This window comes from Actinomycetota bacterium, assembly GCA_035697485.1.
Classification (GTDB): Bacteria; Actinomycetota; UBA4738; order UBA4738; family HRBIN12; genus JAOUEA01.
The window spans coordinates 1-26,063 of sequence record DASSCU010000049.1; the positions used below are offsets into that span (position 1 = coordinate 1).

Consider the following 26,063-nt stretch of genomic DNA (forward strand, 5'->3'; position numbering starts at 1 on the left):
ATCGCTCCGATCTTCACGTCCGAAGGATAGTGGGCCGCCCCTTCTGGCATCCGACCCTCGATCGATGTCAACGCGTCTTGCGCGCCTTCCAGATCTCGACGCTCGGCCATCGTCGAGCCCACTCGTGCGGGACATCATCGCTCCACGCTTCCCAAGTTTCGGTCGCCTGGAGCTCCATCAGATCCTCCACCTCCAGGCCACACGTGCGGAGGAGCCGGATCATCTCGCCATGACCCACGTGGAACTCGATCGCGTCGACGACACCGTCGTCATCGTGCCACTCGAAGCGGTGCATCCCGAAGAAGTCGCGGTGAAGCGTCGGCTCGGCGGGCGCGCTGTCGTCGTGCGTCGGGAAGCACATCATCACGAGCGGAGTGAGCGTCTCGAAGACCAGTCGGCCCCCCGGGCGGAGCATCCTGGCCGCCTCCGGGATCCATCGGTAGGGGTCACACCAGATCGACGCCCCGTACTGCGAGATCGCGAAGTCGAAGCTCTCATCGGCGAACGGCGGATGTTCGGCATCGGCGTGCACGAGCGGGAACCGGAGGTCGAACTCCTCCTGGAACGCGCGAGCCGTGGCGAGCTGCTGCGACGAGTTGTCGAGCGCGACGACGCGCGCACCCCGGCGCATCATCCACGCCGAGATGTAGGCGGTGCCGCACCCAAGCTCGACCGCGTCGAGACGTGAGACATCACTCAGCAACCGGAGGTCGGATTCCGGGTGCCCTCTCGCCCACACCGGTTCCTCGCGAGCCCAATCCTTCCGGCCCCGCTCGACCCAGTTCGGCGCGTCCGCGTCCCAGTTGACCCGGTTCACCAGCACGTGATCGTCGACCATCCGTGAACCGTACCCGGAAGGGACACTCCCGCACTGCTGCTCGCGTTGCGAGGTGAAGGCGAGCCAGGAGGGGGCTCGGATCACGTCGACGACATGCTCACTCGTCGCGATGCGTGCGCATCAGAAGGTGGTGATACCCGTAGCCGTGGAGCCACTCGTCAGCTTGCGCAACCACGTGGAATCCGGCGCTCGCCAACCACTGATCTACCTGCCCTCGATCTGGATAGAAGTGGTAGCCCGCCGTGTCTCCTTCCACGAGTTCCCCGAACAACGCCGGCGATCCCTCGGCGCTCGCTCGCGCGAACGCCTCCTCGAGTTCGCTTCGTTCGACCTCTTCCACCGTCAGATACAGATGACCGCCGGGTCGAAGGGCTCGACCGAACGCCGAGACGACGACCGGCCAGTCCTCGGGCGAGACGTTCTCCATGGCATCGGTGCACATGACCGCGTCGAAGGTCGCCTCGAAGTCGAGCTCCTGCAGGCCGACCTGCTCGAACCGAGCATCCGGCCACTTCGCCATCGCCCTCTCCAGCATGCCGGCCGACCGATCGACGCCGACGTACCCGATGTTCGCGTCGAGCACCATGCCCGCGTACGGAGCCGTTCCACATGCCGCATCGAGGACCGAGCCGCCGGGCGGAACCGACTCGATCAGGCTCGACACGAAACGACGATGGGTCGGCGTCGCCGGATCGTAGCCGTCGTCGTACGTGGCCCCCTCTGCCGTGTACGCCTGCTCGACCGCGGCGCGGCGCTCCATGAGCCATCGTTCGCGATCCATGCCGCGACGCTACGCCGATGCGGCCGAGGGGGGAACACCGAGGTTCGGAGACCTCCACTGCGCTTCGGCTGCTAGGCTCGCGGCCTCCCTCGACGAGGAAGGATGTCCGCCTCATGCGCCGTGCGATCACCAGCGCTCTGGCCCTGCTGCTCGCCCTCTCCCTGCTCGCGGCCTGCAGCTCCGGCGACGACGGTGGCGGCGGAGGGTCCGGCGGGGGCAACGAAGGATCGGCCGACACGGTGACGGCTCCTGCCGACTACGCCGAGGGGCTGTGCACCGCGATCGCCGACTTCCAGACCGACCTCGACCGGCAGAGCGCGGAGCTGCAGGATGCGCTCAGCGGGGGTACGCCCTCGCCCGGGGATATGAAGGAATCGCTGGTCACGTTCGTGAGCGGGCTCTCCGATCGCACGCATGAACTGATCGACGACGTCGAGGCCCTGGGGACGCCCGACGTCGAGAACGGCGAGGCGGTGCGGTCGAACCTGACGGGAGCCTTCGAGACGGTCGTCGCCGCGTTCGACGAGGCCGAAGCCGACATCGAGGCGCTCTCCACGGACGACCCGGCGGCGCTCGTGCAGGGCTTCACCGAAGTGGGCACCAAGCTGCAGGAGGCCGGCACGAAGATCTCGACGTCGTTCGGCGATATCCAGAGCCCCGAGCTCGACGAGGCCGCGGCCGACGTCGAGGCGTGCTCGGGCGTGATCTGAGCGTCGGGCACCCCGAGGGTTCTCTCAGTTAGGCCGGGCAACGGTCGACGTGCAGGTACTGGCTGCACTCCTCCTCGGTGAGCGGTCGGGTCACGTTGTTGCGGGCGATCTCGAGCAGGTCGTCGATGTCCAGTGCCCAGATCCGCAGGATGCCATCGCCCACCGTCGCGAGCATCGAGCCGTCGGGGCTGAAGGCCACCTCGTCGACACTGTCGTGACCTCGAAGGACGAGCACCTCCTCGCCTGAGTGCGTGTCGAAGATGCGGACGGTCCCATCGGGATCCCCCTCGGCGAGCCGCGAACCGTCGGGGCTGAACGCGAGGTCCTTGGGAGGGTCCTGGCTCGAGGGCAGGGTCAGGAGGAGGCGCCCGGTCCGCACGTCCGAGATCGTGGTATCGGGCGTCCCGATCGCGATCCGGCCTACGAGAACGTCCGTGGGCATGCTACGCAGGAAGAAGGACCAGACCGCTACACCCTGAACCTGATCTCGTAACGGACACGGTGGGCTCCGCGTCGCGGGCACCCGGGGCCCACTTCCGTCTCGTGGCGACGAAGATCGTCTCCCTGGGTCGATGCGCCACTCAACACGCTCAGTAGCGAGGTCGCAGTCGTAACTTCGACGGTGTCGTCGTCCGAAATCACCTGGCAGGCGGGCGTCGCCGTGTCGAGGATCCGAAGCTCACGCCGCTTACTTCCCGGACGGCAAGGCGATCACATCCAGAGGATCTCTGTTCCGTCTGCGCTGAAGAATGGGGCCTGGGCGCTGAGCCCTTGATAGAGCCTTGACGCGTACTTGGGAAGCCGGGGGCTCACGTCGAGGAGCCGAGGTCGCGACCGGCAACGACCGTCTCCGTCGGGCCCGAGCAGGTGACCGTATAGTCCGCACGTGGCGTTGTTCGAGCCGATCCTGGAGGCGCTGAACGCAGCCGGTGTCCGCTACGTCGTCGTTGGCGGCGTCGGCGTGGTGCTTCAAGGACATCCACGTCTGACGGCGGACCTGGACCTCGCCGTCGACCTGTCGACCGAGCAGGCTCGTCGTGCCGTCGACGCCCTAACCGGTCTCGGGCTGAGGGCCCGGGCGCCCGTTGACCCCGCCCACTTCGCGGACCCTGCGCAGCGAGCACGCTGGATCGCGGAGCGAGGCATGCGCGTGTTCTCGATGGTGGACCCGAACGACCCGCTCCGCTCCGTCGACCTCTTCGTCGATGAGCCGGTCCCGTTCGAAGAGCTGTTCGAGCGGGCAGACTCGGTCGAGCTGTCTCGGATCGTTATCCGCGTCGCGTCGATCTCCGACCTCATCCGTCTCAAGCGCATGGCTGCGCGGCCGCAGGACGACGCCGACATCGCAGCGCTGGAGGCGATCCTGGAGGAACGAGAGGGATGAACGCTGAGGGCCCCGACGGACCGGCCGGGTGGGATGACCATCGTCGGCAACAGCTCATCGACCTCCTCGCGACCTCGCCTGCACAGCGCCTCGAATGGCTGGAACGAGCGATCGCGTTCGCGGTCGAGGCGGGTGCCTTGCCGCGACGCGAGGCGGATCGGACGGATGCTCCTACCGACTCACGTTGAACGGGCGACAGGCTCGGACGGGCAGCGGTCGATGTGCAGGTAGTGCCGGCATCCCTCGTGGTGAGTTCGCGCGTGACGTTGTTGCGGGCGATCTCGAGCAGGTCGTCTATCTCGAGGGCCCACACCCGAACGCCGCCCTGAGCTCCACTCGACACGAGCATCGTTCCGTCAGTGCTGTAGTCCACCCACGACGCGGTCTCGGCGTGGCCTCGAACGACGAGCTGTTCCTCGAACGTCTGATCGCCACCCCGCCGTTTCCCGATCACCCCTCGGGTCACGGGTCCTTCAGCGGCTCGGTCGTGCGCACGTTGCAGGCGTTCTTCGAGACGAACCGCATGATGTTCAGCACGAACAGCGCGATCTCGGGCACGACGAGGACGTTCACGCGTTTCTCGCAGGCACGGGACGAGGTGATCGACGCTCGTGTGTACTCCGGCATCCACTTCCGGACCGCCGACGAGCAGGGCGCCATCCTGGGAAGGAGGACGGCGGACTACGTGCAGAACCATTTCTTCGCCCCGGAGGGCTGAACCTCGCGGTGCGGTGTCGGAAGGACGGGCCGACCCCTCGAGCCCGTCCTTCCGCTCGTCGTCGGCCGTCACTCCTCGCGGAGCACCTCGGTCGGCCTCAGGCGGCGGAGGATCTCGGTTCCCGCCAAGGCGGAGACGAGGGCCCCCACGAGCGCCAGCGACGCCAGCGACACGATGCGCCCCACCGGGAAGCTCACCTCGGGCTCGAGGATGAATAGCGCTCTCAAGACGCGGACCGTGAGGGTCCCTACCACGGTGCCGACCAGGACACCGGCCGTCACCCCGAGCAGTCCCACCACGGCTGCCTCGATCACCACGATCGCTCGCAGTTCCCCGACCCGGAGCCCTTGCGCCCTGAGTCCCACGTACTCCCTGCGTCGGTGCAGCATCAGGCCGAAGACGAAGATCGCAGTCGTGGCGACGCTGATCAACACGACGTAGAGGGAATCGAGGCGCACCAGGCCGAGGATGTTCAACGCCGTCAGGCTCGACTGGTCCTTGTCGAGCGCGGTCTCGGATGAGTCGACGTGGATCGGTTCACCCGCGCCGGGACCGGACCGCAGGGCCGTGGCCGCTCGCGCCAGGCCGGCCCGACCGTCGTCGGCCGCCTGGGCGAGGAAGAAGTCGACGCGTTCGACGCCAGTGGCCTCCTGGAAGCGGTCGATGTCGACGACCAGGTTCGCCCCCTCGGGGAAGCCGGGCAGCCGCTCGAAGAGGCCGGCCACACGCAGGCTCACCCGGGTCTCGCGCTCGGTTCCCAGGGCCAGGATGACCTCGACGGTGTCGCCCGTCTCGACTTGAAGGTCGTCCGCCGTCTCGGCGTCGACCATCACCCCGTTCGGGTCCGCATCGAGCGCCGCGACCGCGGCCCGTGCCGAGGCGTCGAGGAACCGCTCGACGGGCGGCGGTGAGGCCAGGGTATAGCCGGCGGGGTCGATCGCCGCGAGGTTCGCGCGCCCCTGGTTGTACGGACCCACCAAGACGGCGTTCTCGAGATCGAAGATCACCGGCGTCACCGCCGACACCCCGTCGACGGCGAGCCGTATCGCATCCGTCGCCAGGTACGGGCGGCTGCTCACGACGCTCGGGGTGACGCGGAGATCCGAGCCGACGAAGAACCTCGCGTCATCCGCCTTCGTCACCTCGTAGGTCTCGCTGAACGTCGCCAGGCTCGTGCCGAACCCCACCACGAGCGCGAGCCCCACGGTTCCGGTGGCCAGCGACCACGATCGTCGCCGAAGGCTGCGGCTCAGCACGCCCCGGGTGACCGTGCCGAAGGGTGCGGAGGCTCGGATCGGCAGGTGCGAGGCGACCGCGTGGAACACCCGGACGCACACCAGGGAGCCGCCCACCCACAGCAACACCGGCGCCAGCAGCGAGAGGGGTGGCACCGAGATCGCTACGCCGGCGTACACCGACCCGGATGGGGGCTCGAGGGCGCCGCTGCGCACGGCGACGATCTGCACGCCCACGGCGGAGCCGAGCAGGACGAGGTCGAGGTGCAGCCGCCGCCACACGGGCGCCCGGGTCAGCTGCATCTCACGCCGTTCCTGGCCGATCTCCCGATTCACCGAGCGGCGGGCGGGCACGTAGAGCGCGAGACCGGTCACCAGGCCCCCCACCCCGGCCGCGAGCAGTGTCGACACGGCCAGGCCGGCGGGGGAGGCGTGCGTGATGGCGTCGCTCCCCAGGGCCGCTGCCGCGGATGCCAAGCCGATCACGATTCCCACGACACAACCGATGCCGGCGATCAGCGCTGCTTGGGAGAGGGCGATCCGTCGCAGGTGCCCACGGTGAGCCCCGCGGACCCGGAGGTTCGCGAGCTCACGGCGCTGTGACACTGCGAGGATGCCGCCGGCGTACGCGGCGAGGAAGGCGGCCATCACCAAACCGGGGATCCCGAGCGCGAGGAACATCCGCTTGCCGACCGCCGCGTCGGCTCGGGCCACATGCAGCGCGTTGGAGATGTTGTCGATCAGGTAGTCCTGTCCGGGGGCGATCCCCCCGATCTCATGCGCGATGCGTCGCGTCTGCTCGAGCGCCCTGCCCGGGTCCGACCGCAGTTGCGTCCTGTCGAGGAGCACGTCCACCTCCTGCACCGGCACGCTCTTGATCACGGTGCCGACGGACGCTCTCGCCGCATCGAACGCCGGCACGATCTCCTCGCGGAAGGTCTCTGGACCCACCACCACCGAGTCGGGGACGTAGAGGAAGTCCTCGAGCTTGGCGACCTTCCGGCTCGCGAACAGTGGCTGCGCGCGAGACAGGTCGACCACGCCGGCGACCGGCAGGGAGAGGGGCGTCCGGCGGCCGGGAAGCCGAAGCTCGACCGTTCCGCCCGGCGACACCGCCAGGGCCGCCGCCGCCTCGGCGCTGAGCAGCGCCGACCCGGGCTCGAAGCCGCCTTCGACCATGTGGATCGAGGGGTAGTGCTCGTGGTACCGACGATCGAACGCGAAGACGCGCACCGGGCGGTCGATCCTGACGCCGCCCGAGCCGAGGGAGTCCGGAGGCAGGTCCACCGACGCGAGACCGTCGGCGGCCGTGACGCCCGGGATGGCCTCCACCTCCGCTCGGAGCTCGTCGAGGGTCGGGGCCGTCGGGGCGTTGGCGGGGATCGGCACGAGCTGCTCGCGGCCGGAGACCGAGCCCTGCAGCCCCAGGGATGCGAGGTCGTCGATCGATCGCTGCGCCCGGACTTCGTAGGAGACCGTCACCTCGGTGCCGGGCGCCAGGCGCCCGACGTTCATGCCGAGGCCCGCGGGGCCGTGGGCGAGCGGGCTGTCGCCGTCGACGTCGGGAAGCGGGCGACCATCGATCGCCGTGCTGCCTCCGAGGTAGGTGAGCGGCCGCGGCGGCCCGTCGCTCACGACCACCTCGTTGGCCGGTGCGTCGCCGTCGTTGGCGACGACGAGGGTGATGGTCGCTCGTTCGCCGGCCTCGAGGGGCCCCCCTTCCGGGGACACCCTCTCCGTCAGGCGCAATCCGCCGCCGGCCGGCGACGTGACGATGCGCTGGATATCGAGGGTGAGCGGCGCGAGGGCCCGCTGCGTCATCGTCGCGCCGGAGGCGTCCATGAAGAACAGGACACCCGAGAACAGCCCGATGCCGAGCGTCACGCCTGCGAGCGCCGCGAGGGTACGCCTTGGGTTGTGCAACAGGTCGCGCCAGGCGTACCTATACACGTGGCGGCTCGGGGATCGTCGCCGCGGGGAGTCGGACCCCTTCTGGCTCCGGCCCGTCGATCACGCGGCCGTCCCGCATGCCGATCCTCCGGTCGAACCGGATGGCCACCGCCGGCTCGTGGGTCACGAGCACGAGGGTCGCGCCCGAGGCGCGCTGGGCCTCGAGCAGCAGATCCAGCACGGCGGTCGCGTTGTCGGCATCGAGGGAGCCGGTCGGCTCATCCGCGACGATCAGGCTCGGTCCATGGACGAGCGCCCGCGCCACGGCCACGCGCTGGCGCTGGCCGCCGGAGAGCTGGTCGGGGAAGGCATCCGCGTGGGTCGCGAGCCCGAGTTGTGCCAGCAGCGCGCGAGCTCGATCGAGAGCGTCCTCGTCGTCGTTCAGCGAGCACTGCACGAGGACGTTCTCGGTCGCCGTGAGGAACGGCAGCAGGTTGTCGGACTGGAACACGAACCCGATCTCGTGTCGGCGAACGCCGTCGCGCTCCCGGCCCGGAAGCGTCGAGATCTCCCGCCCGCCGATGGAGACGCGGCCGGCGGTGGGAGCGTCGAGGCCGCCGATGAGCCCGAGCAGGGTGGACTTGCCGCAGCCGCTCGGGCCGCTGATCGCGAGGCTGGCCCCGGGCGCCACGTCGAGGCTGACCGCGTCGACCGCTTCGATCACTCCGGCCGGCGTCTCGTACCGCTTCGAGACGCGGTCGAGCTCGACGGCCGACCCGGTGCTCACAGGTCCCGCACCTCGCCGTCCTCGAGCATCAGTCGGCGCTCTGCCCGGGAGGCGAGCTCGGCGTTGTGAGTGACGTACAGCACCGTGAGGCCCCGGCTGCGCCACGCCGAGAAGATGACGTCCATCACGCGTTCGGCGCTCACCGAGTCGAGCTGGCCGGTGACCTCGTCGGCCAGCAGGAGGTCGGGGTCGTTCGCCAGCGCCACGGCCATCGACACGCGCTGCGCTTCCCCGCCCGACATCCGTCGCGGGACGTGATCGAGCCGCTCGCTCACTCCGAGCCCCGTGAGCAGCTCGGTCGCCCGCGCCCCGTCGTGCCGCGCCCCGAACTCCATCGCGAGCTCGACGTTCTGCGTCGCGGTGAGGAACGGGATCAAGTTGCCGCTCTGGAGCACGATCCCCACGCGGCGAGCTCGCAGCTCCGCTCGCGCGACATCGTCCAACCTGGAGATCTCGTCGCCGTCGAAGACCACCCTTCCCGAGTCGGGCAACATCAGACCGGCGAGCAGCGAGATCAACGTGGACTTGCCGCTCCCCGAGGTCCCGACGAGGCTGGTCATCTCGCCTCGGTGGAGTTCGAGGTCGGCGCGGCGCAGGACCGGTCGTTCGATCGACCCTTCCCGGAAGGTCTTCGAGACGTCCTCGAGGTGGACGAGGGGGGTCACAGGCGCTCGGCGGGCTCAGATCCACCGAAGACGGTCGCCACCCGAACCGCCGCGCCCCGATCAAGCTTCAGGACCTCCCTGCTGAGCTCTGCCAGCGCCTTCGAGCTGAGCTGCCGCAGATTGACCAGCTCTTCGACCTCCTGCGACGCCCCGCTCAGCGGTTCCGTGAGGATCTGGCCCACCCCCGACGCCCAGTACTTGTTCTCCGACCCCCCTTCTTCGACCACGAGCACGTCCGTGTAGCACTTGAACGGCACGCAGGTCTTCCGGCCGACGTCGACGACCTGGGCGCTCGACTGCTCCCCCCCGGGGATCTGCACCTGGTAGTAGGCGGAGGTCCCCGCCTTCGGGGCGCCGGGCATCCACAGACCCGGCACGGCTCCGTTCACGCCCGCGAGCCAGGCGTCCTCCGAGTTCAGGAACTGTCCGCCCTCGTACACCTCCGTGTAGGAGCCCATGTACCAGACGTTCCCCCCCTCGTCCTCGGCGAGGAAGTCGATGGACTGCTCGCTGAGCTGGCCACCGTCGAAGTCCTGATCGAGCACGAGCACGGCGGGCACGCCGTCGATCTCCTTCGTCACGTCGGTGACGGTCGTGACGCGGATGTGGGGCAGGAGCCGATCGCCGACGTACACGCTTCCCTTGCTCACGGACTGGAGCCCGGGGATCAAGGGCACCCATTCGTTCACGTCGGTCGGGGTGCGAGCGAAGTTCTTCCGGTCGAAGGTCTTGGGGATCTTCCCCGCCGGAGCATGGGTCGCGTCCGAAGCGGGTGGTGGGGTCGTGGCCTTCGTCTCGCTCGGGGAAGGGGGAACCGAGGTCGCCGACGACGGAGGCGCTCCTTCCTGGCCGCCGGAGCACGCGGGGGTCCCGGCGATCACGCAGATGCTGGTCACGATCGTCGCGAGGGCGAGCCGTTTCCCGCGCATGTGGAGCATGCTAGCGGTGACCCGGCCCGCGGCATACCGAGACCGCCTCGAGGGCGTGAGTCAGCCGGTCACGGCCGTCGACGTGGGCGGCGTCGCACGAGTCGGCTAGCTGCGTTCGTCGATCGGTACCCAGGCCTGGTCGCGAGGGCCGACGTAGGTCGAGCCCGGCCTGATCACCTTGTTGTCGGCGTACTGCTCCCGAACGTGCGCGGTCCAGCCGGCCATGCGGGCGAGCGCGAAGAGCGGGGTCATCAGGTCGGTCGGGATGCCGAGGGAGTGGTACACGCCGGCGGCGTAGAGATCGACGTTGGGCCAGAGCTGCTTCTGTTCGTACACCGTCTCCTGCAGCGCCTCGAAGATGTCGGCCCACCGTTCGTCGCCGTGGCGCGCGCCGACCTCCCGCGCGAGGCCTTTCAGCACCGTGGCACGCGGATCCATCGTGCGGTACACGGCGTGGCCGAAGCCCATGATCTTCTCGTGCCGGTCGAGGCGGTCACGGACGTAGGCCTCGGCATCGGCGGCATCGCCGATCTCCTCGGCCATCTTCATCGCCTCCTCGTTGGCGCCGCCGTGCAGCGGGCCCTTGAGCGCCCCGATCGCACCGGTGATCGCGCTGAACATGTCCGAAAGTGTCGAGGCGATGATGCGTGCCGTGAACGTCGAGGCGTTCATCGTGTGATCGGCATAGAGGATGAACGTCGTGTCGAGCGCGTCGGCATCGTCGTGGTCGGGCTCCTCACCCGAGAGCATGTAGAGGAAGTTCGCCGCATGCGGCAGCTTCGGGTTGGGCGGCACGATCTCCTGGCCGGTCCGCATGCGCTCGTAGTGGGCGATCAGCGCGGGCGTCTTCGCGATCAGGCGCATCGCCTTGCGGTACTGGGCCTCAGGCGACTCGTCCCAGCCGTCGGGGTCGTAGGCCGACGCCGCCGAGATCGAGGTGCGCAGCATCGACATCGGCGAGGTCTGTTGGGCCAGCGTCGACATCAGCTGGGTGAGGAACGGGCTCAGCTCCCGGTTCTCGACCAGGAACCCGTCGAGCTCGTCGAGTTCGTCCTGGTTCGGCAGGTGGCCGTTGTGCAGCAGGTAGACAACTTCCTCGAACGTCGCGTGCTCGGCGAGGTCAGCGATCTCGTAGCCGACGTACCACAGGCGCCCCGCCTCGCCGTCGATGTCCGACACGGTGGTGTCGGCGGCGACGACCTCCCGCAGCCCCTTCTCGCTCACGCTGGCCACATCCTCGGGTCGAGGGCGCGCCCAACGCGCGCCGAGAGCCCGCGTCGAGCGTACGGGCTTCTGACAGGATAGTCGGCGGTCCGGCGGCGGACCAAAGCGCACCCCTCTGATCCCGAGCCGGTCCCCGGACGCAGGAAGGACACCGTTGATCCACCGCGCGACCCTGATCCCCGGCGACGGCATCGGTCCCGAGGTGATCGAGGCAGCCCGGCGTGTGATCGGGGCCACCGGTGTGGGGATCGAGTGGGAGCGCCGTCCGATGGGCGCGGGGGCCTTCTCTCGAACCGGCCGCGCGCTGCCGGCCGAGACCCTGGACTCGATCCGGGCGAATCGCGTGGCCCTGAAGGGACCGATCGAGACCCCCGTCACGAGCGGGCTCCGCAGCTCCAACCTCGAGCTGCGCAAGTCGCTCGATCTCTACGCCAACGTCCGGCCGTGTCGCCTGTACCCCGGGGTGCCGAGCGTCTACGACGACGTCGACGTCGTGGTGGTCCGCGAGAACACCGAGGGCATGTACACGGGGCTGGAGTTCGAGATGGGCACGGTTGCCGTGAAGGAGCTGATCGGCTTCGTCGAGGAAACCACCGGTCGCCACATGCGCGAGGACTCCGGCGTCTCGATCAAGTCGATCAGCGAGGAAGGCAGCGACCGCATCGTGCGCTTCGCCTTCGAGGAGGCCCGCCGCCGAGGGCGCGGGAAGGTCACCGCGAGCCACAAGGCGAACATCATGAAGTTCAGCGACGGGCTCTTCCTCGAGGTCGCTCGGCGAGTGGCGACCGAGTACCCCGACGTCGTGTTCGAGGACCGCATCATCGACGCGCTCTGCATGCAGCTGATCCAGGCCCCGGAACGGTTCGAGGTGCTCGTGATGCCGAACCTCTACGGCGACGTGGCGGCCGAGCTCTGCGCCGGGCTGATCGGGGGAATCGGCGTGGCTCCGGGCGGCCACTTCGGCGGGAGCGACGGTTTCGAGCTCGCGGTCTTCGAGGCCACCCACGGCACGGCGCCCGACCTCGCCGGCACGAACACGGCCGATCCGGTCGGCGTGATGCTCTCCGGTGCGATGCTGCTCCGGCACGTCGGCGAGCGCGACGCCGGCGACCGGCTCGAGGCCGCGGTGGCCGCCGTGTTGGCCGACGGCACGCACCTGCCGAGGGACCTACGACGGCCCGACGACGACCGGCCGGCGGCTGGAACGTTCCAATTCGCGGACGCCGTGATCGCCTCGCTCTAGTCGCGGCGGCTTCGAGCCGATGCTTCCAAGGTCGGTTCCGAGAGGGAAGGTCCATGGCCACCACGACGTGTCCCGCCTGCCGTTCGATCAACCACGAGGGCATCTCGCGCTGCATGAACTGCGGCTCGCCGATGGAGCTGCCCGCCGTCCCGATCGGCGTCGACCTCGACGATCTGCCCGCGGCCCCGTCGCCGCAGCCGTCGGGGTACGGCTGGAACGCGATGGTGCAGCAGGCTCCGAACGACCGCAGCGCAACGTGGAGCGTCGCGGTCGTCCTCGGGCTCGTTGCCGTCCTGACGTTCCTCACGAGCACCGCGATGATCGTGAGCTCGGGCGGAGCGGCGCTGCCGTCGGGAACGGTCGCCGTGCTGCTGACGGTCTCGTGGGCGGCCACCGGCGTCTTCTGGCTCTGGATGCTGATCGAGGCGATCTCGAACTCCCGGGTGGGTTGGGCGCTGCTGATCTTCTTCTTCGGCGTGATCCCGGCGTTCTGCTACGCGCTGTTCGGGCGCACGACCCGCACCGCGAGCTACTGACCCTCCGGACCCGGGAACGATCGTCCGGGCCGATCGAGCCGTTCGATAGCCTTGGTGGCAGGGGGACATCCTATTCAAGGAGACCGTCATGAAGATCACCGTGGTGGGCAGTGGGTTCGTCGGACAGACGACCGCGATGAGGATCCTCGAGAAGGGCCTCGGCGACGTCGTGCTGATCGACATCATCGAGGGGAAGCCGCAGGGCCTGGCCCTCGACCTGAAGGAAGCGGCCCCGATCGAGGGGTACGAGCCCTCGATCGTCGGCACGAACGACTACGCCGACACCGCCGGCAGCGACATCGTGGTGATCACGGCGGGGTTCCCGCGCCAGCCGGGCATGAGTCGCATGGACCTGCTGGGCAAGAACGCGGCCATCATGAACTCAGTGATCGAGAACGTCGCGCCCGGGTCACCCGAGGCGATCATCGTCGTGGTCTCGAACCCGCTCGACGAGATGACCTACCTCGCGGCGGAGTCCTCCGGCTTCCCGAAGGAGCGCGTGTTCGGTATGGCGGGAGTGCTCGACTCGGCGCGCCTGCGGTACTTCATCTCGGAGATCACGGGCGCGCGCCCGTCCGACGTCGACGCGATCACGCTCGGGTCGCACGGCGACGCGATGATCGCGCTGCCGCGGCACGCGACCGTCGCTGGGAAGCCGTTGCCCGAGCTCGTCGACGAGGCGACGCTCGAGCAGCTGTTCCAGCGCACGCGCGACGGCGGCGCCGAGATCGTCGGCCTGCTGAAGACCGGTTCCGCGTACTACGCGCCGAGCGCATCGGTGGTCGCGATGGTCGAGGCGATCGTGAAGGACACGCACGACACGCTGCCGGTCTCCGCGTGGACGACAGGTCAGTACGGGATCGAGGACACCTACGTCGGCGTTCCGGCGAGGCTCGGTCGCAAGGGCATCGAGGAGATCGTCGAGCTCGACCTGAACGACGACGAGCTCGCGGCGTTGCGGGAAGCGGCGGAGGGGATCCGCGCCAAGTGCGCTGACCTCGCGAAGCTCTAAGCGGTTCGACGGGTCGGTCGGGGCAAACGGATCATCGGCACCGCGGCTCGCGTCGCGACTTGGCAGGGACCTCCCTGTTCGATCGCAGGCGCCACGGGGGAGGTCCTCGCCGAGTGCCGACGACCTTCCGGGGGTCCCGTCAGGGAACGATGTCGGTGGTCGACGTCGGTGGTCGACCACCGACGTTCGGGAAACGAGGAGCGACCGCGGTCGAGCCACGGCTCGCCCACGACAGCAGGAGGACGCCACCCACCACGCCGAGGACGCCGCCACCCAGCACGGCGAACGGGCCGGGCGCGATGCGTGTTACGACCAGCTCCTCGACCTGTTGTCGCTGCTCCTGGGTCGCGTTCCCCGAGGGGTCGAGGTCGGCGAGGATGTCGTCGACAGCGGTCGACTCGAACCGCGCGGCGGCGGTGACGAGGGCCGCTCCCGCGACCGCGAGGGCGACGCAGGAGGCAGCCACGACCGCGCCGGCGGCGACGCGTCGAGCCCTGGGCGACGAAGCCAGCCGCGTGATCGCGAGCCCGACGAGCACGACGGTCGCGGCTCCGAGGGCGATCAGCCCGGCGGGAAGGTCGACGCCGTAGTAGGTGGGGGAGATGGCGTCGGGGAGTCCCTCGAGGGAAGACCGCACCCACGGCATCAGGGCACCGACCCCGATGAGCAGGCCCCCGAGCGCCGTGAGGCCGAATCCGGCCAGGCGCATCGAGGTGTCGCTGCCGGTGTCCGCAGGGGTGCCGGAGGGCTCGCTCATCGGCGCATCGTGGCATCCCATGCACGTCGCTCCAAGCACCCGGCCCCGACGCAGCACGCGGGTAGCATCGAGTCATGGCGACGTTCCGCGAGCAACTGCGTTACCACGTCGGTTCGTTCTTCACGAACTGGCGCAACTCCGACGACGGATTCGCCGAGAAGGTCGGGGTCACGTTCCGTAACCGCGCGAAGTCACTCGTGAACGGGGGTTGCTGCGGGAACCACGGCCAGCCCGGCTGCTGAAGCCTGGAGGACCGGGACCCCGGTCGGGGTCCCCACGGGAACCACGATCACTGAAGGGCTCAGCTCGGGCTATGTTCCCAGGCGGTGACCTGGGTCGCGATCTCCTCGGCCACCCTCATCGTCGTCGAGGTTCCGCCGAGGTCGGCGGTGCGGATTTCCCCGCGTGAGAGGACCTCGTCGACCGCCCACTCCACGTTCTCGGCCGCAGCGAGCTCGCCGACGTGGCGCAGCAGCATCGCTCCCGACAGGATCATCGCGATCGGGTTCGCCTTGCCCTGGCCGGCGATGTCGGGGGCGCTGCCGTGCACGGGTTCGAAGACCGCGTACTCCCACCCGATGTTCGCCCCGGGGATCAGGCCGAGGCCGCCGACGAGGCCCGCGCACAGGTCGCTGATGATGTCGCCGTACAGGTTCGGCAGCAGCAGCACGTCGAACTCGCCGGGCATGCGGGCGAGGCGGCTCGTGAGGTGGTCGATCTGGATCTCCTGCCAGGCGACGTCGGGATAGGCGCGGGATTCCTGCTCCGCGGTGTGCAGGAAGAGACCGTCGGAGTAGCGCATCACGTTGGCCTTGTGGCCGACGGTGATCTTCTTTCGACCGTTGCGCTGCGCGTACTCGAAGGCGAAGCGCACGATGCGCCGGGTGCCGCTCACGCTGATCGGCTTCACGGTGAGACCGGCGTCCTCACGGAGCTCGTACCCGCCGAGGGCGCGCAGTTCATCTCGGAGCGCGGCAGCCTCGGGTGAGCCACGCTCGAACTCGATGCCCGCGTAGAGGTCCTCGGTGTTCTCGCGCACGACGACGAGGTCGACGCTCGGGTGGCGGATGGGCACGCCCGGGAGCGCCCGCGCGGGCCGCACGGCCCCGAACAGGTCGAGCCCTTGGCGGAGGGCGACGTTCACGCTTCGGAACCCAGTGCCGACCGGGGTCGTGATCGGGCCCTTGAGCGCCACCCGGCTCTCGCGGATCGCGTCGAGGGTCTCCTCGGGCATCAGCTCGCCGTAGTCCTCGAGCGCCGCGGTACCGGCGGGGCGCTCGATCCACTCGATGCCGACGTCGGCGGCGTCGAGCACGATGCGGGCGGCCGCGGCCACCTCGGGGCCGATGCCGTCGCCGGGTATCAGGGTCACGCGGTGGGCCATCGCGGGGAACGATACCGGAGCCACGAGCGGCGACTCGCGGCGGACGTGCTTACGGGCCCCCGATCGCGTCGCCCAGGATCTTCAGCCCGAGCACGAGGAGCAGCACCATCATGATCGTCGCGTTGTTGTCGGTCATGAACCGTCGGACCGAGTCCAGAGGTCGGGTGGCCACCCGAGGAGCGACGAGCGCGAACAGCACCGCTCCGACGACCGTGACCGAGCCGATCGCGACGAAGACGGCATCGGCGATCAGCGTCTCGCCGGTCTCCAGCCCTGCCTGCGCGATCGATGCCGACGCGGCGAGGGTCAGCGCGAGGTTCTTCGGGTTCGCGGCCGACAGCGCGAGGCCCAGCACCAGCGCTCGTGGCCACGAGACCGATCCGACGGTCGCCATCCAGGCGGGCATCTGTGGCTGCTCACCCGGCCTCGGCCGCTTCCGCCACTGGCGTGCCGCCATCACCAGGAACGCCAGGCCGATCGTCGCGAGGCCCCAACTGATGCCGGTGTCGACACCGTCGTTCGTCTCGGGGGCTCCGCCGGCCACCAGGGTGACGGTCACGCTCACGACGCCCAGCCCCGCCACCCAGCCGAGCGCGAAGGCCGGCCCGGCCGTGCGCGCCCGGGGACTGCCCAGCACGAGCACGACAGCGACGATCGGGATCGGGCTCAGCGCCACCGCGGCCGCGGCCGGCAGCACGTTCCCGATCGCTTCGGTCAGCATCGCGGCAGTCTCCCAGGGATCCGTCGACGCCTGCGTGGACCGATAGCGTCAGCGGATCCACATCTGGGAGATCAGGACGCCGCCGAGCTGTGGGTTCGCCTGCACGTTACCGACCCCTTCCGACACCAGGTAGAGGTTGTTCGCGGTCGCATACGGGATCAGCGGCGACAGGTCGACGACATCGTGGTCGATCGACTCGAACGCCCGGGCGGATCCGAACGGGTCGGTGAGCTTCAGGTCCAGCGCCCGCTGCATCCGACGGTCGAGATCGGGGCGACAGAAGTCATAAAGGTTGAAGGTGTTCTGCTCGACGCCTTTGATCGAGTGCCCCCCCGACGGCGATACGCACGCGAGCAGCGGCACGAGGAACTCCGCCGCAGACGGGTACACCTGCACCCACGCGATCAGGGACAGGTCAGCATCCGACGGCAGGTCCTCCCCGAAAAGGAGCCCCGGTTGTTCGACACGTACGATCCTGACCTCGACGTCGTACCCGAGGTCTCGGAGGGTCGGGGCGATGCGGCTCGCGAGATCCTTCTGGAACTGCGTGATCGCCAACACCACCTCGTCGCCCGCCGTGCCGGATCGACGGATCAGCTCCTGGGCCCGGGTCATGTCCGGCCCAGCCCAGGAGCCCTCCACGTCGCCCGGCCGCCCGAACGGGCAGTACGGGGCGTACCCCGGGAGGTTCGACGGAATCACCTGACACGTCACGGGGGTCTCCTGGACGATCCCAATCGTCAGGAAGAGCTCCGCGAGCGACGCACGGTCGAGCGCGTTCGCGACTGCCCGGCGGGCGTCGGGGTTCTCGAAGGGCCCGTCCACCGTGTTGAGGGCGAAGGCCAAGATCAAGAAGGCCTGCGATCGCACGAGCTGATCGGAGGCTCGGCGGTCGAGCGCGTCGAGCAGTTCGTACGGGACGCCGTCAGCCGCCAGATCGGCGTCCCCTTCCTCCACGGTCGCAACCTGCTGGGGAGGGGCGACCCCTGCGGCGAACTCGACGCGATCGGCGAACGCTGAGGGTTGCGCGTCGGCCGACCACTCCCGGAACTCCTCGTTCCGCGTCAGCACGGCCGAGCCGTCCTTCGCTATCTCGCTGATCACGTACGGGCCTGTGCCGGGAGCGGGCTCCTCGATCGCCAGCGGGGTGTCCGCGGGCAGGATCACGAAATTGAGGCTCGCGAGGATCGTGAGGAAGTCGGGGGCGCGTCGGGTGAGGCGGATCGTGACCGTGCGGGCATCCTCGTCGGCGATCACCCCTCGGGACAGGTCGCATCCCGCCGGATCCTGCTCCACGCATGCCGGTCCGCCGACGATCTCCGGCAGCAGGGATCGCGCCCATCCGCGCCGCATCGTGTAGATCCGTTCGAACGTCGCCACCACGTCCTGCGGTTCGACTTCGCGGCCATCCGAGAAGCGGACCCCGTCCCGGAGCCGGAACGTGTAGGTCCGGCCGTCATCGGTCGGCACGGGCACGGTCGCCGCGAGGTCGGCGACGACGGTCAGGCCGGCCGCCCCGCCGGCGCGACGGAAGGTCACCAGGCCGTCGTAGACGGACGAGATCACCGAGGCCGGTGGGCCGCCGAGCGCGTTGGGGCTGGCGGGGTCGATCGTGGTGACCCCTTGCTCCGATACGATCCGCAGCGTCCCTCCACGGTGGGACGCCGGTGACGCCTGTACGCCGATCCACAAGCCGTCCCCGTCGGCCGCGAGGACGCGCGGCGCGTTCCCGACTTCGTACGTGTCGGTGACGTTCGTGGTGGAGGCGTCGATCCGCTCGATCGTTCCGCCCGCGTCGGCGGCCCAGGCTGCCTCGGCGCCGGCGGTGAGGGCGACGGGTGAGCCGCTGAGCCGGGCGGTGCCCGTCACCGTGCCGGTCGAGGGGTCGATGCGGGTCACGGTCCCGTCCTCGGCGTTCGCGACCCAGAGGGCCTCGGCTCCGTAGGCGATCGACACCGGGGCTCGCCCGACGGGGATCGACTGGGTCACGCCGTCGCCGCTCGCTACCCGGCTCACGGTCCCCCCGCCCTCGTTCGCCACCCAGATGGCACCGGAGGCGGCCGCCAGTGAGACCGGGCGATCGCCCACCGGATAGGTGGCGACCACCGCGCCGTCTCCGGCGGCGATCTCCGTGACGGTGGCATCGACGCTGTTCGCCACCCAGATTCGGTCATCGGCGGCGACGATCCCCGCAGGCCCGTTGCCGACGACGATCGTCTGCACGACCCGATGCGCCTGCGGATCCACGACCGAGATCGTGCGGTCGTCGGTGTTCGCGACCCAGGCGAAGCCGCCCGCCGTGGTCACACCCGTGGGCCCGGCCCCCACCGGGATGCGCTCGTCCACCCGGAACGTCTCGGTATCGACCCGCACCAGCGTGCTCGACTCCTGGTCGGTGACCCACAACGCCCCCAGCCCCTCGACCACGCCTCGAGGGAGCTCGCCGACCTCGACGGAGCCCACGAGGCCCCCTGAGCCGTCGAGCAGCCCCACCGTTCCCGCCGCGATCGTCGTGGGTTCATCACGGATCAGGACGACCACGGTGGTCATCGCCAGGGCGATCGCGACCGCCGCCGCGATCAGGATGGGGCCGACCGGGCGACGAGGGGCGGCCTCGGGCGCCGGCAATGCCGCCTGCAGCCGTTCGGCAGGATCGACGCCCTCGGGCACGACGCGGACGAGTTCGACCGGATCGGTGAGGTTCTTCAGACGGACCGTGCCCTTGTCGAGGTAGCGGACGCCCTCGACCTTGCGCGCGAGATGGGTGATGCCTCGGCTCGCGAGGATCTCGCCGGCCTTCGCCTGCCCGCACAGGCGGGCGGCGAGGTTGAGCGCGCCTCCCCGGTAGCCGCCCTCGACGGGGACGGCTTCCCCCGCGTCGAGCCCGATCCCCACGGGCAACGGCAGCTCGGGGTCGTCGATCGTCTCCTCGACGAAGCGCTCCTGCAGGTCGACGGCTGCCCGCACGGCCTGGCGGGTCGACGTGAAGACCGCGAGCGCCTCGTCGCCACGGAGCTCGATCACCTCGCCGCCGCGTTGCGCGACCACCTCGCGGGCGATGCCGGCGAACTTGGCTGCGAGCTTCGCGGCCACCTCGTCGCCGCGCTGCTGCGTGAACAGGGTCCAGCCGCGGACGTCGGCGATCAGGAACGTGCGGATCTGTCCCTGCTCGGGCTCGACGCCCGTCCCGCCCGGCTCTTCGTCCACCTGACCCCCGCTCTCGGGGGGAGCGTACCCTGCGTTGCCCTGCAGGGGTACGGACCTGCGACCTCAGAAGCGGTCGAACAGGATCGAGCGCTTCACTTCCTGGATCGCCTTCGTGACCTGGATCCCGCGGGGGCACGCCTCGGTGCAGTTGAAGGTCGTGCGGCAGCGGAAGACGCCGGTCTTCTCCGACAGGATCTTCAGCCGCTCGCGGCCGGCTTCGTCGCGCGAGTCGAAGATGAACCGGTGCGCGTTCACGATCGCGGCGGGGCCGACGTAGCCCTCGTCCCCCCAGAAGATCGGGCACGAGGTCGTGCACGCGGCGCACAGGATGCACTTCGTCGTGTCGTCGAAGCGCGCGCGTTCCTCGGCCGACTGCAGACGCTCCTTCTCGGGCTCGCCGGAGTCGTTGATCAGGAAGGGCAGCACGCTCTTGTAGCCATCGAGGAACGGGTCCATGTCGACGATCAGATCCTTCAGCACGGGCAGGCCTCGGATCGGCTCGATCGTGACCTTCGAGCCGACGTCGTCGACGAGCACCTTGCACGCGAGGGCATTGCGGCCGTTGATCAGCATCGCGTCGGAGCCGCAGATGCCGTGGGCGCACGAGCGCCGGAAGCTCAGCGTGCCGTCCTGGTACCACTTCACCTGGTGCAGGACCTCGACGAGCCGGTCCAGCGGGTCGGCCTGCACCGTGAACTCGTCCCACCAGGAATCCTGGGAGACCTCGGGGTTGAAGCGGCGGATCTTCAGGGTGAGCGTGACCTGACCGGTGGAACCACCCGCCCGCCGACGGTCGGAGTCCTGCAGCACGTCGGCGGGCGTCGCCATCAGTACTTCCTCTCCATCGGCACGTAGGGACCCATCTTCACCGGCTTGAAGTCCAGCCGGATCGAGCCGTCGTCGTTGCGGTACGCGAGCGTGTGTTTCAACCAGTTCGCGTCGTCGCGCAGCGGGTGGTCGTCGCGGTAGTGGCCGCCGCGGCTCTCGGTGCGGGCGCGCGCGCTGACCACGAGGGCCTGCGCGCAGTCGAGCAGGTAGCCGACCTCGACGGTCTCCAACAGGTCGGTGTTGTACAGGGCGCCCTTGTCGGTGATCGCGACCCGCGCGTAGCGCTCCTGGAGCCCACCGATGATCTCCTCCATCTTCGACAGGCTCTCCTCGCTGCGCACGACGAACGCGAGGTCGAACATGTTCGTCTGCAGCTCCTTGCGGATGTCGGCCGCGTTGTCGCCCTCGGAGCGCTCGAGCACGCCGTTCAGCATCGAGAGGGTCCGCTCGGTCGGTCGCTGCGGCACCTCGCCGAGCGGGGCTTCCCTGGCGTGGCGGGCGGCGTCGGCGCCCGCGCGGCGACCGAACACCACGAGGTCGAGCAGCGAGTTGGTGCCGAGGCGGTTCGCGCCGTGCACGCTCACGCACGCGCACTCGCCGGCCGCGTACAGGCCCGAAATCGGCGTCTCGTCGGACCCCTCGACCACCCGGCCGTCGACGTCGGTGGGGATGCCGCCCATCGCGTAGTGCGCGGTCGGCTGGATCGGCACCGGTTCCTTCGTCGGCTCGACCTTCAGGTAGACGCGGGCGAACTCGGTGATGTCGGGCAGCTTCTCCTCGATCACCTTCGGGTCGAGGTGGGTGATGTCGAGGTAGGCCCAATCGCCGTTCGGCCCTCCGCCGCGGCCCTCCTTGATCTCCTGGTAGATCGCGCGGCTCACCATGTCGCGCGGGGCGAGGTCCTTGATCGTGGGTGCGTAGCGCTCCATGAAGCGCTCGCCGTCCTTGTTCCGCACGATGCCGCCCTCACCGCGGGCCGCCTCGCTGAGCAGCACGCCGAGCTTCGCGAGCCCCGTCGGGTGGAACTGGAACATCTCCATGTCCTCGAGCGGCACACCTCGGCGCCAGACGACCGCGGGGCCGTCGCCGGTGAGCGCGTGCGCGTTCGAGGTCACGCTGAACATGCGGCCGTACCCGCCGGTCGCGAAGACGATCGACTTCGCCCGGAAGACGTGCAGCTCACCGGTCGCGAGCTCGTAGGCGACGACGCCCGTGGCCGCGCCGGCAGCGTCGCGCAGCAGGTCGAGGCAGTAGAACTCGTTGAAGAAGCGCACGTCGCGCTTCACACACTGCTGGTAGAGCGTCTGCAGGATCATGTGACCCGTGCGGTCGGCGGCGTAGCAGGCACGTCGAACGGGACGCTCGCCGTGGTTGGCGGTGTGGCCGCCGAACCGGCGCTGATCGATGCGCCCGTCGGGGGTGCGGTTGAACGGCAGCCCCCACCGCTCGAGCTGGTAGATCGCGTCGATCGCCTCCTCGGCCATCAGCTGTGCAGCCGGCTGGTCAGTGAGGTAGTCGCCCCCCTTCACGGTGTCGAAGGCGTGCCACTCGGGGTTGTCTTCCTCGGTGTTGCCGAGGGCCGCGCAGACGCCGCCCTGCGCGGCGCCCGTGTGTGAGCGCGTCGGGTACAGCTTCGAGATCACCGCCGTGCGCACCTGATCGCTGAGTTCGATCGCGGCGCGCATGCCGGCGCCGCCGGCGCCGATCACGAGCGCGTCGTAGGTGTGGGTCGTGGCCATCGCTACGCCCTCCAGATGGTGGCCATCGCTATGCCTCCGTGATGGTGGCCATCGCTACGCCACCGGTGGCCAGTCGGTCGGGTCGAACGTCACGACGATGACCGAGCCCAGCACGAAGAGCACGAAGCCGAGCACGTAGAAGACCATGTTCATCGCGAAGCGCACGCCGGGCTTGCGCACGTAGTCGAGCGTGATGTTGCGCAACCCGTTGATGCCGTGGATCAGCGCGAGCGTGAGCAGCATCCAGTCCCACGTGCGCCAGAAGGGGCTTCCCCAGCGGGCCGCGACGAAGCCGAAGTCGACGCGGTCCACGCCGCCGGCGGGCAGATGCATGATCAGCGTGTGGCCGAGCGCCAACACGAGCAGCATGATGCCGCTGATGCGCATGAACAGCCACATCCAGAGCTCGAAGCCGCCCACGGGCCGCTCGCGCCCTCGCGTGTAGTCGCGCTGGGGTGGTTGCGGCGCCCCGCCCTCGGGGGTCGACGGTCGTTCGATCGTGGTCGCCATCAGCTCGCTCCGCTCACAGCAGGTCCAGGATCTGCTTGCCCATGATCGCGGTGACCGCGATCGCCGAGACGAGGAAGATTGCGGCCGATGTGCGCCCGACCACCTTGATGTGACCGGCCAGGCTCGGGAAGAAGTCGATCAAGGTGATCTTCATGCCGTTGATCGAGTGGAAGAGCACCGCGAGCACGAGGCCCAGCTCGAGCACGTGGACCGCGGGGTTCTTGTACGCCTCGGTGACCCGGTCGTAGGCCTCCGGACCCCAGCCGATCACGGCGGTGTCGACGACGTGGGCGAACAGGAACAGGATCACGGCCACGCCGGTGATGCGGTGGAAGATCCAGGACCACTGGCCCTCGTGGCCCAGATATGGAGAGCCGAAGTCGTCCTTCTGCTTCTTGCGGAGTCTGGTGGCCACGGCGATCACCCTCAGGCTATCTCGCGCCCCGGCGAGCGAGTCAGCCGAGGCGTCCAGCGGACGGCGCGGAGTGTACTCCGTTCCGGCAGAGGCTCACCCATGCAGATCGGCTCACACGGTGCGGGGTCATGACGTGCGGAGGGCCACCAACACGCCGTCGCGGATCGGCAGGATCGTCGTTACGTAGCGGTCGTCGGCCGCCACCATCGCGTTGTGCTCGCGGATCGCGCCGGTGAGGTCGTCCGGCGGCTCGCCGTCGGGCGGCACCCGCCCGTACCAGAGCGTGTTGTCGCAGATGTAGAGGCCCCCCATGCGTACCCGGTCGCGAGCGGCACGCCAGGCATCGGGATACCCGTGCTTGTCGATGTCGTCGTAGACGACGTCGAACTCGCCGTCGACGGCCGCGAACGAGGTGAGCGCGTCGCCGACGTGATACGTGACACGCTCCCAGACGCCGGCGCGCCCCAGGTAGTCGGCCGCCTTCCGCTCGTTGGCGGCGTCGCCGTCGGTAAGGTGGATCTCGCCCTCGGCGCCGGTGGCCTTCGCGAACCAGTAGGCCGAGTACCCGAAGCCCGAGCCCAGCTCGAACACGCGACGAGCGCCGATCGATGCGGCGAGCGTCCAGAGCGTGACGCCGACGTTCCGCCCGACGATCGGAAAGCCGAGCTCGCGCGCCTCGGCTTCCATCTCGAGCAGCACGGGCTCGTCGTGGCGGGCGTGGAGCGACGCGGTGTAGGCCTCGATGCGAGGGTCGACGATGTCCATGGCCCCAAGGCTACCGACCGGCGACCTGAGTAGGCTTCGGACGATGGCACCCGGCGACGAGCGACGCACCACCGATTCCGGCATCGAGCTGCAGCCCGTCTACACCGCCGACGACCTGGCGGCGCGCGGGTTCGACCCGGCGCGCGATCTCGGCGAGCCGGGGGAGTACCCGTTCACGCGCGGCGTGTATCCGACGATGTATCGCCACCGCCTCTGGACGATGCGCCAGTACGCCGGCATGGCGACCGCCGACGAGACGAACGCGCGCTTCCGGTACCTGCTCGACCAAGGGCAGACCGGCCTGTCGGTGGCCTTCGACCTCCCGACGCAGATGGGCCTCGACTCGGACCACCCCCGCGCCGAGGGCGAGGTCGGCAAGACCGGCGTCGCGATCGATTCCGTCGACGACATGGCGAGGCTGCTCGAGGGCCTCCCGCTCGATCGCGTCTCGACGTCAATGACGATCAACGCGACCGCGCCGATGCTGCTGCTGCTCTACGAGCTCGTCGCCGAGGACCAGGGCGTGGCCTCGACCGACATCAGCGGCACCGTGCAGAACGACATCCTGAAGGAGTACGCGGCGCGCGGAACCTACATCTATCCGCCCGGCCCGTCGATGCGCCTGATCACCGACCTGTTCGCGTACTGCGGCGAGCGCATCCCCCGCTGGAACACGATCTCGATCAGCGGCTACCACATGCGGGAAGCCGGCTCGACCGCCGCCCAGGAGATCGCGTTCACGCTCGCCGACGGCATCGCCTACGTGCAGGCCGCGCTCGACGCGGGGCTCGGCGTCGACGACTTCGCGCCACGCCTCTCGTTCTTCTTCGCCTGCCACATGCACTTCTTCGAGGAGATCGCGAAGTTCCGCGCGGCCCGGCGCATGTGGGCGCGCATCATGCGCGAGCGGTTCGAGGCGAAGGACCCGAGGAGCTGGATGCTGCGGTTCCACACGCAGACCGGCGGCGCGACGCTCACGGCGCAGCAGCCCGAGGTGAACATCGTGCGCACGGCCCTCGAGGCGCTCGCCGCCGTGCTCGGCGGCACCCAGTCGCTGCACACGAACGCGTTCGACGAGGCGCTCGCGCTCCCGACCCAGCACAGCGCCACGATCGCGCTGCGCACGCAGCAGGTGATCGGCTACGAGCCGGGCCTGACCGAGACGGTCGACCCGGTCGCGGGCTCGTACTACGTCGAATCGCTCACCGACGAGCTCGAACGTCTCGCGACCGACTACATCGGGAAGATCGATGCGATGGGCGGCGCCGTGCGCGCGATCGAGGCGGGCTTCTACCAGGAGGAGATCCACGAGGCCGCGTTCCGCATCCAGCAGGGCATCGAGTCGGGGGAGCGGGTGGTCGTCGGCGTGAACCGGTTCGTCGACGCCGAGGAACAGCCGGTCGAGCTGCAGCGCATCTCTGAAGCGGAGACCGCCCAGCAGGTCGAGCGCGTGCGGGCGCTGCGCGCGAGTCGGGACCAGGCGGTCGTCGACGCCGCCCTCGACGCGGTGGCCGAGACCGCCGGTGGGACGGGCAACCTGCTGCCGCCGATGAAGGACGCGCTCAGGGCTCGCGCGACCCTCGGCGAGGTGAGCGACGCCCTGCGAGGGGTATTCGGCGAGTACCGGCCCACCGTCTGACCGTCGGTTCGTTCCTCCCGAAGGGAACCGACCGTAGCGCTCGTACGCTGGAGGTGAACGGCGGGAGCGCCTCGATCGCGATCCTGCTCGAGGAGTGCGGTCGTGGTCCCCTCGGAGTCGCTCCGGTCGTGGATCGGGCAGACGCC

At 69.5% G+C, this 26,063-nt stretch carries 25 protein-coding genes; 8 read left to right on the forward strand and 17 right to left on the reverse strand.

From position 1 onward, the window contains the following. Positions 1 to 67: 67 nt before the first annotated feature. Both VFI59_12255 and VFI59_12260 read right to left on the reverse strand, forming a co-directional pair. Positions 68 to 838: a class I SAM-dependent methyltransferase gene (locus VFI59_12255; GenBank protein HET6714467.1), complete on the reverse strand. Its 771-nt coding sequence runs from the start codon at positions 836 to 838 to the stop codon at positions 68 to 70. A 97-nt stretch (positions 839 to 935) separates the two neighbouring features. Further along, positions 936 to 1,619, reverse strand: coding sequence for a class I SAM-dependent methyltransferase (locus VFI59_12260; GenBank protein HET6714468.1), 684 nt, complete (start codon positions 1,617 to 1,619; stop codon positions 936 to 938). A gap of 113 nt (positions 1,620 to 1,732) precedes the next feature. On the opposite strand from VFI59_12260, the gene VFI59_12265 reads away from it, so the two are divergent. Further along, positions 1,733 to 2,329 (forward strand): hypothetical protein, encoded by a 597-nt coding sequence (locus tag VFI59_12265; protein HET6714469.1) that lies wholly within the window; start codon positions 1,733 to 1,735, stop codon positions 2,327 to 2,329. 28 nt (positions 2,330 to 2,357) lie between these two features. Here VFI59_12265 and VFI59_12270 read toward each other — a convergent pair whose 3' ends face one another. After that, positions 2,358 to 2,708: a hypothetical protein gene (locus VFI59_12270; protein HET6714470.1), complete on the reverse strand. Its 351-nt coding sequence runs from the start codon at positions 2,706 to 2,708 to the stop codon at positions 2,358 to 2,360. Between the two features lie 507 nt (positions 2,709 to 3,215). Here VFI59_12270 and VFI59_12275 point away from each other — a divergent pair. Beyond that, positions 3,216 to 3,713 (forward strand): hypothetical protein, encoded by a 498-nt coding sequence (locus VFI59_12275; protein ID HET6714471.1) that lies wholly within the window; start codon positions 3,216 to 3,218, stop codon positions 3,711 to 3,713. Positions 3,714 to 4,104: 391 nt separating this feature from the next. Then, positions 4,105 to 4,431 (forward strand): hypothetical protein, encoded by a 327-nt coding sequence (locus VFI59_12280; protein HET6714472.1) that lies wholly within the window; start codon positions 4,105 to 4,107, stop codon positions 4,429 to 4,431. A gap of 68 nt (positions 4,432 to 4,499) precedes the next feature. Here VFI59_12280 and VFI59_12285 read toward each other — a convergent pair whose 3' ends face one another. The 5 genes from VFI59_12285 to VFI59_12305 form a co-directional block, all read right to left on the reverse strand. After that, positions 4,500 to 7,616, reverse strand: a complete 3,117-nt coding sequence (locus VFI59_12285) for an FtsX-like permease family protein (GenBank protein HET6714473.1) — start codon at positions 7,614 to 7,616, stop codon at positions 4,500 to 4,502. Beyond that, on the reverse strand, positions 7,609 to 8,343 hold the full coding sequence (locus tag VFI59_12290; GenBank protein HET6714474.1) for an ABC transporter ATP-binding protein: 735 nt from the start codon (positions 8,341 to 8,343) through the stop codon (positions 7,609 to 7,611). Before VFI59_12290 ends, VFI59_12285 begins: the two co-directional genes overlap by 8 nt. Then, the gene (locus VFI59_12295) at positions 8,340 to 9,008 is read right to left on the reverse strand and encodes an ABC transporter ATP-binding protein (protein HET6714475.1); all 669 of its coding nucleotides are present in this window, start codon (positions 9,006 to 9,008) and stop codon (positions 8,340 to 8,342) included. Before VFI59_12295 ends, VFI59_12290 begins: the two co-directional genes overlap by 4 nt. Then, positions 9,005 to 9,937: a hypothetical protein gene (locus VFI59_12300; protein HET6714476.1), complete on the reverse strand. Its 933-nt coding sequence runs from the start codon at positions 9,935 to 9,937 to the stop codon at positions 9,005 to 9,007. Before VFI59_12300 ends, VFI59_12295 begins: the two co-directional genes overlap by 4 nt. 105 nt (positions 9,938 to 10,042) lie before the next feature. Further along, positions 10,043 to 11,161, reverse strand: coding sequence for a citrate/2-methylcitrate synthase (locus VFI59_12305; protein ID HET6714477.1), 1,119 nt, complete (start codon positions 11,159 to 11,161; stop codon positions 10,043 to 10,045). A 154-nt stretch (positions 11,162 to 11,315) separates the two neighbouring features. Between VFI59_12305 and VFI59_12310 the strand changes: the two genes are divergently transcribed. The 3 genes from VFI59_12310 to mdh all read left to right on the forward strand — a co-directional run bounded on the left by VFI59_12310 (position 11,316) and on the right by mdh (position 13,952). Continuing rightward, positions 11,316 to 12,404, forward strand: a complete 1,089-nt coding sequence (locus tag VFI59_12310; GenBank protein HET6714478.1) for an isocitrate/isopropylmalate family dehydrogenase — start codon at positions 11,316 to 11,318, stop codon at positions 12,402 to 12,404. A 53-nt stretch (positions 12,405 to 12,457) separates the two neighbouring features. Next, entirely contained in the window at positions 12,458 to 12,940 is a 483-nt protein-coding gene (locus VFI59_12315) for a PLD nuclease N-terminal domain-containing protein (GenBank protein HET6714479.1), read from the forward strand. A gap of 88 nt (positions 12,941 to 13,028) precedes the next feature. After that, the gene (mdh, locus tag VFI59_12320) at positions 13,029 to 13,952 is read left to right on the forward strand and encodes a malate dehydrogenase (GenBank protein HET6714480.1); all 924 of its coding nucleotides are present in this window, start codon (positions 13,029 to 13,031) and stop codon (positions 13,950 to 13,952) included. Between the two features lie 139 nt (positions 13,953 to 14,091). Here mdh and VFI59_12325 read toward each other — a convergent pair whose 3' ends face one another. After that, positions 14,092 to 14,709, reverse strand: a complete 618-nt coding sequence (locus VFI59_12325) for a Trp biosynthesis-associated membrane protein (protein HET6714481.1) — start codon at positions 14,707 to 14,709, stop codon at positions 14,092 to 14,094. Between the two features lie 74 nt (positions 14,710 to 14,783). Between VFI59_12325 and VFI59_12330 the strand changes: the two genes are divergently transcribed. Further along, positions 14,784 to 14,951 carry a hypothetical protein gene (locus tag VFI59_12330; protein ID HET6714482.1) on the forward strand — a complete coding sequence of 56 codons (168 nt, stop codon included), beginning with the start codon at positions 14,784 to 14,786 and terminating at the stop codon, positions 14,949 to 14,951. A 59-nt stretch (positions 14,952 to 15,010) separates the two neighbouring features. Here VFI59_12330 and VFI59_12335 read toward each other — a convergent pair whose 3' ends face one another. The 8 genes from VFI59_12335 to VFI59_12370 all read right to left on the reverse strand — a co-directional run bounded on the left by VFI59_12335 (position 15,011) and on the right by VFI59_12370 (position 24,278). Then, on the reverse strand, positions 15,011 to 16,093 hold the full coding sequence (locus VFI59_12335; protein HET6714483.1) for an isocitrate/isopropylmalate dehydrogenase family protein: 1,083 nt from the start codon (positions 16,091 to 16,093) through the stop codon (positions 15,011 to 15,013). A 49-nt stretch (positions 16,094 to 16,142) separates the two neighbouring features. Then, a complete protein-coding gene (locus tag VFI59_12340) occupies positions 16,143 to 16,814 on the reverse strand; it encodes a GAP family protein (GenBank protein HET6714484.1) in 672 nt (223 codons plus the stop codon). A 48-nt stretch (positions 16,815 to 16,862) separates the two neighbouring features. Further along, entirely contained in the window at positions 16,863 to 20,021 is a 3,159-nt protein-coding gene (locus VFI59_12345) for an ABC transporter substrate-binding protein (protein HET6714485.1), read from the reverse strand. A 63-nt stretch (positions 20,022 to 20,084) separates the two neighbouring features. Continuing rightward, positions 20,085 to 20,849 carry a succinate dehydrogenase iron-sulfur subunit gene (locus VFI59_12350; protein HET6714486.1) on the reverse strand — a complete coding sequence of 255 codons (765 nt, stop codon included), beginning with the start codon at positions 20,847 to 20,849 and terminating at the stop codon, positions 20,085 to 20,087. Continuing rightward, entirely contained in the window at positions 20,849 to 22,588 is a 1,740-nt protein-coding gene (gene sdhA, locus VFI59_12355) for a succinate dehydrogenase flavoprotein subunit (GenBank protein ID HET6714487.1), read from the reverse strand. The genes VFI59_12350 and sdhA overlap by 1 nt, the downstream gene beginning before the upstream one ends. Before the next feature lie 54 nt (positions 22,589 to 22,642). Continuing rightward, complete coding sequence (locus VFI59_12360) at positions 22,643 to 23,098, reverse strand: succinate dehydrogenase hydrophobic membrane anchor subunit (GenBank protein HET6714488.1); 456 nt, start codon at positions 23,096 to 23,098, stop codon at positions 22,643 to 22,645. Between the two features lie 13 nt (positions 23,099 to 23,111). Continuing rightward, positions 23,112 to 23,513, reverse strand: coding sequence for a succinate dehydrogenase, cytochrome b556 subunit (gene sdhC / locus VFI59_12365; GenBank protein HET6714489.1), 402 nt, complete (start codon positions 23,511 to 23,513; stop codon positions 23,112 to 23,114). A 126-nt stretch (positions 23,514 to 23,639) separates the two neighbouring features. After that, complete coding sequence (locus VFI59_12370; protein HET6714490.1) at positions 23,640 to 24,278, reverse strand: O-methyltransferase; 639 nt, start codon at positions 24,276 to 24,278, stop codon at positions 23,640 to 23,642. Positions 24,279 to 24,321: 43 nt separating this feature from the next. Here VFI59_12370 and VFI59_12375 point away from each other — a divergent pair, with 43 nt between their 5' ends. Next, entirely contained in the window at positions 24,322 to 25,917 is a 1,596-nt protein-coding gene (locus VFI59_12375) for a methylmalonyl-CoA mutase family protein (GenBank protein HET6714491.1), read from the forward strand. Positions 25,918 to 26,063: the final 146 nt, after the last annotated feature.